13 protein-coding genes are annotated in these 11,428 nt (G+C 61.6%); all 13 read left to right on the top strand.

From position 1 onward, the window contains the following. Positions 1-130: 130 nt before the first annotated feature. The 13 genes from SOR61_RS03905 to aspS all read left to right on the top strand — a co-directional run bounded on the left by SOR61_RS03905 (position 131) and on the right by aspS (position 11,259). A complete protein-coding gene (locus tag SOR61_RS03905) occupies positions 131-817 on the top strand; it encodes a ParB/RepB/Spo0J family partition protein (protein ID WP_320611381.1) in 687 nt (228 codons plus the stop codon). Between the two features lie 188 nt (positions 818-1,005). Next, complete coding sequence (locus SOR61_RS03910) at positions 1,006-1,788, top strand: ParA family protein (protein ID WP_320611382.1); 783 nt, start codon at positions 1,006-1,008, stop codon at positions 1,786-1,788. Next, the gene (locus SOR61_RS03915) at positions 1,789-2,658 is read left to right on the top strand and encodes a ParB/RepB/Spo0J family partition protein (RefSeq protein ID WP_320611383.1); all 870 of its coding nucleotides are present in this window, start codon (positions 1,789-1,791) and stop codon (positions 2,656-2,658) included. Then, positions 2,655-3,176 (top strand): hypothetical protein, encoded by a 522-nt coding sequence (locus SOR61_RS03920; protein WP_320611384.1) that lies wholly within the window; start codon positions 2,655-2,657, stop codon positions 3,174-3,176. The genes SOR61_RS03915 and SOR61_RS03920 overlap by 4 nt, the downstream gene beginning before the upstream one ends. Before the next feature lie 63 nt (positions 3,177-3,239). After that, on the top strand, positions 3,240-4,529 hold the full coding sequence (gene serS, locus SOR61_RS03925; protein WP_320611385.1) for a serine--tRNA ligase: 1,290 nt from the start codon (positions 3,240-3,242) through the stop codon (positions 4,527-4,529). Between the two features lie 171 nt (positions 4,530-4,700). Next, positions 4,701-5,177: a large-conductance mechanosensitive channel protein MscL gene (gene mscL, locus SOR61_RS03930; protein ID WP_320611386.1), complete on the top strand. Its 477-nt coding sequence runs from the start codon at positions 4,701-4,703 to the stop codon at positions 5,175-5,177. A gap of 13 nt (positions 5,178-5,190) precedes the next feature. After that, a complete protein-coding gene (locus tag SOR61_RS03935; RefSeq protein WP_320611387.1) occupies positions 5,191-5,373 on the top strand; it encodes a hypothetical protein in 183 nt (60 codons plus the stop codon). A gap of 12 nt (positions 5,374-5,385) precedes the next feature. Continuing rightward, positions 5,386-6,105 (top strand): 16S rRNA (guanine(527)-N(7))-methyltransferase RsmG, encoded by a 720-nt coding sequence (rsmG, locus tag SOR61_RS03940; RefSeq protein WP_320611388.1) that lies wholly within the window; start codon positions 5,386-5,388, stop codon positions 6,103-6,105. A 76-nt stretch (positions 6,106-6,181) separates the two neighbouring features. Then, a complete protein-coding gene (locus tag SOR61_RS03945; protein WP_320611389.1) occupies positions 6,182-6,919 on the top strand; it encodes an AAA family ATPase in 738 nt (245 codons plus the stop codon). A 97-nt stretch (positions 6,920-7,016) separates the two neighbouring features. Further along, a complete protein-coding gene (locus SOR61_RS03950) occupies positions 7,017-7,433 on the top strand; it encodes a methylglyoxal synthase (protein ID WP_320611390.1) in 417 nt (138 codons plus the stop codon). 141 nt (positions 7,434-7,574) lie between these two features. Continuing rightward, the gene (gene hisS / locus SOR61_RS03955) at positions 7,575-8,933 is read left to right on the top strand and encodes a histidine--tRNA ligase (RefSeq protein WP_320611391.1); all 1,359 of its coding nucleotides are present in this window, start codon (positions 7,575-7,577) and stop codon (positions 8,931-8,933) included. 3 nt (positions 8,934-8,936) lie between these two features. After that, entirely contained in the window at positions 8,937-9,413 is a 477-nt protein-coding gene (locus SOR61_RS03960; protein ID WP_320611392.1) for a hypothetical protein, read from the top strand. Positions 9,414-9,456: 43 nt separating this feature from the next. Continuing rightward, positions 9,457-11,259 (top strand): aspartate--tRNA ligase, encoded by a 1,803-nt coding sequence (aspS, locus tag SOR61_RS03965; protein ID WP_320611393.1) that lies wholly within the window; start codon positions 9,457-9,459, stop codon positions 11,257-11,259. The last annotated feature ends 169 nt before the right edge of the window (positions 11,260-11,428 follow it).

Consider the following 11,428-nt stretch of genomic DNA (forward strand, 5'->3'; position numbering starts at 1 on the left):
ACGTTCGCTCCGTCCAGGGGGGATTTTTTATGTCCCGGGAAAAAAAGGGGGGAATCCTCGACAGCCTTCCCAATCCTTTTCACCTTGGAAATGGTAAAATCTGGGTGTTCTTAGAAAGGAGGCCAGAGAAATGCCGGTTTTGTACAAGCGGGGGCTGCTGGAGAGCACCCGGGTGACCATGCTTTCGCCGGACTGTATTTCCCCCAACCCTGACCAGCCTCGCCGCTACTTCGATCCCCAGGGGCTGGCCGAGCTGGCGGACAGCATTCGTGTCCATGGCATTCTCCAGCCCCTCACCGTCCGCCGGAAAGGCGGCGGCCGGTATGAACTCATCGCTGGAGAGCGGCGGCTGCGGGCGGCCATGATCTGCGGGCTTGCAGAAGTGCCCCGCCTCATCATGGACGTGGACCGGGAAAACTCCTGCCTGCTCTCCCTGATCGAAAACCTCCAGCGGCGGGACCTGGACTTCTGGGAGGAGGCCAAGGCGTTGGAACGACTGATCCGGGTCTACGGTCTCTCCCAGGAGGAGGCTGCCGCCAAGGTGGGCAAGTCCCAGTCGGCGGTGGCCAACAAGCTCCGCCTGCTGCGGCTGCCCGACCAGGCCTTGGAACTGCTCCGGAAGAACGGGTTCACCGAGCGCCACGCCCGGGCTTTGCTCCGCCTGCCTCACCCCGAGGCCCAGGTGGAAGGGGCCCAGCTGGTGGTGAAGGAGGGGTGGACCGTCTCCCGGACCGAGCAGTACGTGGAGGAGGGGGATACCATCCTGCTCACCATTCGGATTCCCAAGGCCCGCACCCCCAAGGGGCCTGGGGAATGAAATTCTTTGCACATTTCCTTTCTTTTCATGGATGTTTCACGTGAAACATCCATCTTTTTTTAGAGGGGCCCGGTCCCGGCCCTTGCAAAAGCGGCGAAATATGGGTATAATTTAAGTCTACCCGAAGGACCGGAGGCCCCTGGCCTTTCTTCGGGATGCTACGGAACAACGGGAAGAAGGGGACCATCATGGCGAAAACCATAGCCTTTGTCAACCAAAAAGGCGGGGTGGGCAAGACCACCAGCTGCGTAAATCTGGGCTCCTGCCTCCACAGCGCCGGGGCGCGGGTACTGGTGTGTGACTTTGACCCCCAGGGCAACGCCACCTCCGGCTTTGGCCTGGACAAGGGCGCGGTGTTCCCCACCATTTACGACGTGCTCATCAGCGGGGCACCGGTGGAGAACGCCATTGTCACCACCCCCTACGGGGATGTGCTCCCCGCCAACAAGGCCCTGGCCGGGGCCTCTGTGGAGATGATCCCCCTGCCGGAGCGGGAGTATCTGCTGAAACACGCCCTGGATCAGGTGGCAGATCGTTATGACTTCATCCTGATCGATTGTCCTCCTTCCCTGGAACTGCTCACCCTCAACTGCCTGTGCGCCGCCCACCGGGTGCTGGTGCCGGTCCAGTGCGAGTACTACGCCCTGGAGGGCCTCAGCGACCTGCTGTCCACCATCCGTATCGTGAAGGCGCGGCTGAACCCCTCCATTGACCTGGAAGGACTGCTGCTCACCATGTACGATGGCCGCACCAACCTGTCCATGCAGGTGGCAGAAGAGGTGAAGCGGCACTTCCCCGGAAAAGTATTCGCCACCGTGATCCCCCGGAACGTCCGGCTTTCTGAGGCGCCCAGCCACGGAAAGCCCGTGAACGCCTACGACGGCTCCTCCCGGGGGTCGGTGGCCTATCAAAGACTGACAGAGGAGGTTCTGTCCCGGAACCCTCTGCCGCCACGAAAGGATGGTACATAAATGGCCTTAGGAAGAGGGCTGGACGCACTGCTGGGAGACAGTTCTCTCCATACCCAGGAGGGCGGCTCGGTGAATCTCCCCCTGTCCCAGGTGGAACCGGGCCTGAACCAGCCCAGAAAGCATTTTGACGAGGAGGCCCTGGCGGATCTGGCGGAATCCATCCGTCAGCACGGGGTGTTACAGCCCCTGACGGTCCGCCGCCTGGCCTCTGGATACTATCAGATCATCGCCGGCGAACGCCGCTGGCGGGCCGCCCGGATGGCCGGCCTGTCCCAGGTGCCCGCCATCATCATCGAGGCCGATGACCGGAAGGTCATGGAACTGGGCCTCATCGAGAACCTCCAGCGGGAGGATCTCAACCCCATGGAAGAGGCCGCCGGCTACCGGGCCCTGGTGCAGGACTACGGCCTCACCCAGGAGGAGGTGGCCCAGCGGGTGAGCAAATCCCGTCCTGCGGTGGCCAACGCCATGCGGCTGCTGGCCCTGCCCCAGGAGGTCCAGTGGATGATCGAGCAGGGTACCCTGTCCGCCGGACACGGCCGTGCCCTGCTGGCCCTGCCCACGGCAGAGGCCCAGATCGCCCTGGCCGGAGAGATCCAGGAGAAGGGAAGCTCGGTCCGGGAGACCGAGGAGCGCATCCGCCGGCTGCTCCAGGAGGAACAGCCGCCTGCGCCCGCCCCCTCTCCCCTGCGCCTGTATTATAAGGAGGCGGAGCGGAGCCTCAGCGCCAACCTGGGCCGCAAGGTGACCATTTCCCAGGGAAAGAAAAAGGGAAAGCTCACCCTGGAATACTACGACCAAGAGGATTTGGAAGGGCTGATGAAAGCCCTGGAAACCCTGGCCTCTGGAAAGGAGACAACGGAACCTTGAGTACAGAGGAATTCAAAGTAACCCAGACCACGGGGGAAGCCGCCGGCCAGCAGGAGGCGTCCTCTCCCCCGCCGGAGAAGAAAAAGAGCAGAAGCCGTCCCGTCAAGGTCTATCTGACGGTGCTGTTCTTTGTGGCTTTGCTGCTTCTGGTGATGTCCTTTTTCATGCAGCAGCGGAGCCACCAGGCTTTGACCGACCTGAATGAATCCCTGTCCAGTCAGGAGAGCCTGATGGACCTGCAGATGGAGAAGCAGAAGCTGGAGCTCAAAACAGGCAAGCTGGAGAAAGAGAGAGACGAGGCCCAGAGCAAGCTGGACCAGAAGGAGAAGGAAGCCCAGGCCCTGGAGTGGCTGCGGCAGATCGAGGACGCCACCCGGAAGTCCTACTCCCGGGCCCGGGAACTGGTGGAACAATTCCACGAGTCCGGCCTGGAGGAAGCCCTCCCGGACGAGTCTGTGGTGGAGGGCGGAAGCTCCCCCAAAGAGACCTACTGGAGTATTTACAGCTATCTCTTCTGAGCCCTGTTTCACGTGAAACAAACCCATGAGTGGACTGAAAATTCTTTGATGAGGTGATACACCATGCTGGATATTAAACGGATTAAGGAAGACCCCGATAAGGTAAAAGCAGGCCTGCGGGCCAAGGAAGTGGACTGCGACCAGGAAGTGGATCGCATTCTGGAGCTGGATAAGGTCCGCCGGGATATTATCTTTGCCACCGAGCAGATGAAGGCCGAGCAGAACAAGGTCTCCAAGACCATCCCCCAGCTGAAAAAGGCCGGAGAGGACACCGCTCCCGTGTTTACCCGGATGAGCGAGCTGAAGGGCGAGATCGCCGCCAACGACGAAAAGCTCCGCACCGTGGAGGCAGAGTACCGCACCCTGATGCTCTCCCTGCCCAACCTGCCCGACGACGACCTGAAGCCCGGCGGTAAGGAGAACAACGAGCCCCTGCGCTACTTTGGGGAGCCCCACACCTTTGACTTTGAGCCCAAGCACCACGTGGACCTGTGCACCAACCTTGGCCTCATCGACTACACCCGGGGCGTGAAGCTGGCTGGTTCCGGCTTCTGGATGTACACCGGTATGGGCGCCCGCCTGGAGTGGGCTCTGCTCAACTACTTTATTGACACCCACCTGGCCGACGGCTATGAGTTCATCCTGCCTCCTCACATGCTGGAGTACCAGTGCGGCGAGACCGCTGGTCAGTTCCCCAAGTTCGCTGACGAGGTCTATAAGATCCAGAACCCCACCGACGACCGTACCCACTATATGCTCCCCACCGCAGAGGCCGCGCTGGCCAGCGTCTACCGGGATGAGATCCTCTCCGAGGCAGACCTGCCCAAGAAGTTCTTTGCTTACACCCCCTGCTTCCGTCGGGAAGCCGGTTCCGCCCGTGCCGAGGAACGAGGCATGGTGAGAGGCCACCAGTTCAATAAGGTGGAGATGTTCCAGTTCACCCGCCCCGAGGACTCTGACGAGGCCTTTGACGAGCTGGTGACCAAGGCAGAAAACCTGGTGAAGGGTCTGGGCTTCCACTTCCGCACCGTGAAGCTGGCTGCCGGCGACTGCTCCGCCTCCATGGCACGCACCTACGACATTGAGATCCAGATCCCCTCCATGGCTGGCTATAAGGAAGTCTCTTCCGTGTCCAACGCCCGGGATTATCAGGCCCGCCGGGGTAACATCCGGTTCCGTCGGGAGAGCACCGGCAAGCCAGAGTTTGTCCACACCCTGAACGGCTCCGGCCTGGCTACCAGCCGTATCTTCCCCGCCATGGCCGAGCAGAATCAGATGAAGGACGGGTCTGTTAAGGTGCCTGAGGTCCTTCAGAAGTACCTGGGCGGTCTGGAAGTTATCAGCAAGAAGTAAACCACAACCCCAGAGGGTACTGCCGGGTAAGACGGCGGGGTCAGGGGACCCCGCCCTACCGACCACGCCCTGTAGGGCGGGATGCCCTCATCCCGCCGAACCACGGCACCGGCAAGAACGATCCCCGCACATCTACCATGAAACGGAAGACAGAAAGAAAGGATGAGCATCATGGCAGACGCAAAAAAGAAAGCCAAAGGCTTTATCGCTGAATTTAAGGAATTCATCAGCCGGGGCAACGTGATGGATATGGCCGTCGGCGTGATCATCGCTACCGCCTTCGGCAAAATCACCACGTCCCTGGTCAACGACGTAGTCATGCCCGCCATCGGCTATTTCCTGGGGGGCACCGACCTGACCCAGCTGAACATCGTGCTTCAGCCTGAGGTCCTGGACGAGGCCGGCGAGGTGATCACCGCCGCCGTCACCATCGGCATCGGCACCTTCCTGTCCACCATCATCGACTTTATCCTGGTGGCCCTGGTGGTCTTCATCGTCATCAAGGTGATGAACTCCGCCAAGACCAAAATGGAAGTCCTCAAGAAGAAGGAAGAGGAGGAGGCCGCCGCCCAGGCTGCGCCTCCGGAACCCTCCGCCGAGGAAAAGCTCCTCATGGAGATCCGCGACCTGCTGAAGGAGCAGAAGTAAAAAGGAGCCCCTTATGGAACCCGAGAAGCGTTTGGAAGAACAGGTCCCGGCGGAGGAGACGCCGGAGATCAAGCCCCCGGAGAAAAAGACAAGCTCCCTCACCCGGGCCCTGGCCTGGGTGGGGGTGGCCATTATGGTTGCCCTGACCCTGGGATACTTCTATGTGTTTTACTCCGGCCAGATCATCAATTGGTGATGAGGTAAGCCTATGACAGACGAACTGAAAGAAACCCTCCGGACCGGGCTGACCCGCTTGGGCCTTTCCCCCGCGCCGGAGGCGGTGGACAAGCTGGCCCTCTACTGCGACCGGCTGCTGGAAAAAAACCAGGTGATGAACCTCACCGCCATCACCGACCCGGCGGAGGTCATTTCCCGCCACTTCCTGGACAGCGCGGCCCTGCTGCCCTCCAGGGCTCTGGCGGGGAAAAAGGTCATCGACGTGGGCACCGGGGCGGGCTTTCCCGGCCTGGTGCTGCGGATTCTGGACCCGTCCATCCGCCTGACCCTGCTGGACAGCCTGGGCAAGCGCATGGACTGGCTGGACCAGGTCTGCCAGGAACTGGGTCTGCACGACGTGGTGCTCATCAAGGGCCGGGCGGAGGAGCTCTCCCGGCGCAAGACCCACCGGGAGAGTTACGACGCGGCGGTGTCCCGGGCGCTGGCCTCCATGCCGGTGCTGTCGGAGCTGTGCCTGCCCTACGTGAAAACGGGCGGCCTGTTTCTGGCTATGAAGAGCAACAAGACGGATGAGGAGATTGCTGCCGCCGAGGGGATCATCCACGCCCTGGGCGGGGCGAAGCCCTTCGTGATGGACTACCTTTTGCCGGGAACTGAGGTCTATCATCGGATCGTAACGGTGTTTAAAGACCGTCCCACCCCGGGCGAGTATCCGCGAAAGTGGACGAAGATCAAAGAAGGAAAAGTTTAGTATCTTTGCACAAAAAATGGTTGCAAAGGGGCGGGCTTTATGTTACAATGAAGCAGAAGTTTCGGGAGGATTGGCTGTGGGCAGCGTAATTGTCGTAACATCCGGAAAAGGCGGAACCGGGAAAACATCCCTCACCGGCGGCGTGGGCAGCGCCCTGGCCCTGCAAGGGCACAAGGTGCTGTGCATCGACGGCGACGTGGGACTGCGCAACCTGGATATCACCCTGGGGATGAGCGACGCCGCGCTCATGGATTTCAGCGACGTGATCGCCGGCTGGTGCGAACTGAGCCGGGCGGTGGCGCCCCATCCGTCCATTTCCGATCTGTATCTTCTCACCTCCCCCCTGACCCTGCCGGGAGAGTTCCCCGGGGAGAGCGGCTTCCGCACCCTGCTGCAGCAGGCGCGGGAGGCCTATGATTATATCCTCATCGACTCCCCTGCGGGCCTGGGCGAAGGCTTCCGTCTGGCTGCGTGCGACGCAGACCGGGCCATTGTGGTGGCGGTGAGCGATCCCTCGTCCCTGCGGGACGCCCAGCGGGTGGTCAGCCAGCTCCAGCATATGCAGACCGTTCATCTGGTGGTCAACCGGGTGCGGGGCAGAGTGCTCCGCCGTCTGGGGACCACCATTGACGACGCCATGGACACCGCCGGCCTGCCCCTTTTGGGCCTGGTTCCGGAGGATACCAGGGTGGTTCTGGCCGCAGGAAAGGGGCGGGCGCTGCTCCAGCTCAGCCAGCGGGGCGCGGCGCAGGCCTATGGGAACATCGCCCGGCGCATCGCCGGAGAGACCGTTCCCCTGATGAAGATTTACTGATCGGAAGCAAAGGAAGTGCCTTCCCCTCCCCCATGGTATAAGCAGAGCCTGGCAAGGGCCCAGCCCCCCAGGTGAGAAAGCGAAAGGATGAGCCAGAATGAATATCGCCCTCATGAGCCACGACCACAAGAAAGAACTGATGGTGCAGTTCTGCATCGCCTACTGCGGCGTCCTGTCCAAGCACACTGTCTGCGCCACCAACACCACCGGCCGTCTGGTGGCAGAAGCCACCGGCCTGCCCGTCCGTCTGTTCCTGTCCCACGCCCACGGCGGCAGCCAGCAGATCGGTGCGCGCATCGCTTACAACGAGATCGACATGGTCCTGTTCTTCTCTGATCCCCAGTCCAGCGACCTGGACCCGGATCTGAAGTACATTAACCAGATGTGCGATCAGTACAACATCCCCTTTGCCACCAACGTGGCCACCGCGGAGATCCTGATCCACGGCTTGGAGCGGGGTGACCTGGACTGGAGAGAGATCATCAATCCGGCTCTGAAACCTGTTACGGTGTAATCATTTGTCCACACCTGTGCCCCTGGCTCCTCTCTTGGGGAGGTCAGGGGCTTTTGGCCGTTTGCCGCCGGCGGGCAGACGGCGCGCCGGGACCCTGGTGCCCGGCCTTTCCGCCGAAACCAAGAAAGAGAGGTCCTTCCCATGGAACGGATGAAACCCCGGACCCTGTCCGGCTTTATGGAGCTGCTCCCCGCCCCTCAGACCCAGTTTGAGCGGATGCTGGAGAGCCTGCGCCGCACCTATGCCCTTTACGGCTTCACCCCCCTGGATACCCCCGTCATCGAGTCGGCGGAGATCCTGCTGGCCAAGGGCGGCGGCGAGACCGAAAAACAGATCTATCGCTTTACCAAGGGCGACAGTGACCTGGCCCTGCGGTTTGACCTGACCGTCCCCCTGGCCAAGTACGTGGCCCTCCACTACGGGGACCTGGCCTTCCCCTTCCGCCGCTATCAGATCGGCAAGGTCTACCGGGGCGAGCGGGCCCAGCGGGGCCGCTTCCGGGAGTTCTACCAGTGCGACATCGACGTGATCGGCGACGGCAAGCTGGACATCTCCAACGAGGCCGAGATCCCCTCTATCATCTACCACGCCTTTACCTCCCTGGGTCTGGAGCGGTTCAAGATCCGGGTGAACAACCGGAAGATCCTCACCGGCTTCTACGAGATGCAGGGTCTGGCCGACCAGGCCGGGGACATCATGCGCACCGTGGACAAGCTGGATAAGATCGGCCCCGACAAGGTGAAGGCCCTCCTGCTGGAGGAGGGCGTATCCCAGGAGGCCGCCGCAGAGATCCTGCGGTTCATCGCCATCACCGGCTCCAACGAAGAGGTGCTCTCCGCGCTGGAGGGCTACCGGGGCCGCAGCCAGGTCTTTGACCAGGGCCTGGAGGAACTGGGCGCAGTGGTCAAATACCTGTCTGCCTTCGGGGTGCCCGAGGACCACTTCGCCGTGGACCTCACCATCGCCCGTGGCCTGGACTACTACACCGGCACGGTCTACGAGACCGTGATGCTGGACCATCCGGAAATTGGCTCCATCTGCTCCGGCGGCCGGTATGACAACCTGGCGGAGTACTATACTGATAAGAAACTCCCCGGCGTGGGCATCTCCATTGGCCTGACCCGGCTGTTCTATGTGCTGGGCGAGCAGGGCTACCTGAACGACGGCCTGGTGACCGCCCCTGCGGATGTGCTCATCCTCCCCATGACCGAGGACCTCTCCTCCGCCATCGCCTTTGCCACCCAGCTGCGGCAGGCTGGGGTCCGGGCCCAGGTGTACGGGGAACAGAAGAAGTTCAAGGGCAAGATGAGCTACGCAGACAAGCTGAAGATCCCCTATGTGGCCTTCCTGGGTGAGGAGGAGATCGCCCAGGGTGTGGTCAAGGTGAAGGACATGACCACCGGTGAGCAGGAAGCCATGGCCCCGGAAAAGGCCGCGGAGACCATCGCCCAGGCCATGGCCCTCCGTGCCCAGGGCAAGCCCATCCGGGAGAAAGGATAAGCCATGAAAAAGGAAGGGGTCATCGGCTTTCTGCTCATTGCGCTGGTCATCATCGTGGCGGTGGTCTTTTTCCGGCCCAAGGGGCTGGAGGCCGCCATGGGCGACGGATTCCAGCTCAGCCGCATCACCAAGGTAGAGGCTGCCCTCCACCCCGCTGAGGGCGGGGAGGTCCTGACCGTTCAGCTCCAGGCGGGAGAAGAGGGGTTTGCTGATCTGCTTACCCTGCTGAATCAGCCCAGCTACGCCTTTACCTTCTCCCGGCCCCAGGAGACCCCCACCCTCCCCTACCTGTGTGTGCTCAGCCTGTTTGACCAGGAGAGCGATCAGGTATGGGAAGTGACCTTCCAGGGGGGCAGCCTGTTGAGCCTGGGCCCCACCGGCCAGACCAGGACCCATAAGAGCTCCGACGGCCAGGCCAACCAGCAGGCCATCCTGGACCTGCTGCGGAACCAGGCGGTTCCCGCGGAAAACGCGGCGTGACCGCAGCGGTATTTTTTACAATCACCATTGGAGGAGAGAAACCATGGATACCTTACAGAACTTCCGCCGCACCGACTACTGCGGCCAATTCCGCGCCGAGCACATCGGCCAGGAGATCTCTGTCTGCGGCTGGGTCCAGCGGCAGCGGAACCTGGGCGGCCTGATCTTTGTGGACCTGCGGGACCGCACGGGCCTTTTGCAGCTGTCCTTTGACGACAGCACCCCCAGAGACATTTTCGAGAAGGCCGCTTCCCTGCGCAGCGAGTATGTGATCGCTGCCAAGGGTCTCGTCCGGGAGCGGGAGTCCAAGAACCCCGAGCTGCCCACCGGCGACATTGAGGTGAAGGTCACCGAGCTGCGGCTGCTGGCCAAGGCGGAGACCCCTCCCTTTGAGATCGTGGAGAACTCCGACGTGAAGGATGTGGTCCGCCTCAAGTACCGCTATCTGGACCTGCGCCGCCCGGATATGCAGCGGACCATCGCTCTGCGTCATAAGATCGTGAAGATCTGCCGGGACTACTACGATGAGCAGGGCTTCCTGGAGATCGAGACCCCCGTGCTCACCAAGTCCACCCCCGAAGGCGCCCGTGACTACCTGGTGCCCTCCCGGGTCCATCCGGGCAAGTTCTATGCCCTGCCCCAGTCTCCCCAGCAGTATAAGCAGCTGCTGATGCTCTCCGGCTTTGACCGTTACTTCCAGATCGCCCGCTGCTTCCGGGACGAGGACCTGCGGGCCGACCGTCAGCCGGAGTTCACCCAGATCGACCTGGAAATGTCCTTCCTGGACGAGGAGCAGATCCAGACCATCCAGGAAGGCTTCCTGAAGAGAGTCTTTAAGGAAGTGCTGGACGTGGACGTGCAGACCCCCTTCCTGCGGATGCCCTGGCGGGAGGCCATGGACCGGTTCGGCTCCGACAAGCCCGACCTGCGCTTCGGCTTTGAGCTGAAAGACATCTCCGACATCGTGAAGGACTGCGGCTTCGGTGTGTTCTCCGGCCCCATCCAGGAGGGCGGCTCCGTGCGCCTCATTAACGTGGACGGCCACGCCAAGGACTTCCCCCGGAAGAAGATCGACAAGCTGGTGGACTTCGTCAAGACCTACAAGGCCAAGGGCCTGGCCTGGGCCCGTATGGTGGACGGAAAGGTGACTTCCTCCTACCAGAAGTTCCTCACCGACGAAGAGAACGCTGCCATTCTGGAGCGGGCTGGCGCCAAGGACGGGGACCTGATCCTCATCGTAGGCGACGCCAAGGACGACGTGGTCTTCGCTGCTCTGGGCGCCCTGCGGATTGAGTGCGCCAAGCAGCTGGGCATCCTGGACCCCAAGGACTTCAAGTTCCTGTGGGTCACTGAGTTCCCCATGTTCGAGTGGTCCGAGGAAGAGGGCCGCTACCAGGCCATGCACCATCCCTTCACCGCTCCCATGCTCGAGGACGAGGACAAGATGCTCACCGACAAGGCAAACTGCCGTGCCCGCGCCTATGACATCGTCCTGAACGGCACCGAGCTGGGCGGCGGCTCCATCCGAATCAACACCCCCGAGATGCAGACCAAGGCCTTTGAGGCGCTGGGCATCTCCCAGGAGGACATCCAGGAGCGGTTTGGTCACCTGGTGGGCGCCTTCCAGTACGGCGCACCTCCCCACGGCGGCCTGGCCTACGGCCTGGACCGGTTGGTCATGCTCATGACCGGTGCTTCCTCCATCCGGGACGTGATCGCCTTCCCCAAGGTACAGAACGCCTCCGACCTTATGATGAACTGCCCCGACGTGGTGGATCAGAAGCAGCTGGATGACCTGGCCATTGCGGTCACCAGAGTGGAAGAGACCCCCGCAGAAGAGGAATAAAGACAGAAAAAACACGCCGGTATGGAAGACTGAACTGAACCAGTAAAAACGGACAATAGACAAAACGCCCCCTGATGTAGGAAAATGGAAGTACTACATCAGGGGGTATTATTATGGCGAGAAAATATGAAAAAGTAAAGGTACTTCTTCCTGTTGTCCAGCAACTGCA

Source organism: Evtepia sp. (genome assembly GCF_034090835.1).
Lineage (GTDB): Bacteria > Bacillota > Clostridia > Oscillospirales > Oscillospiraceae > Evtepia.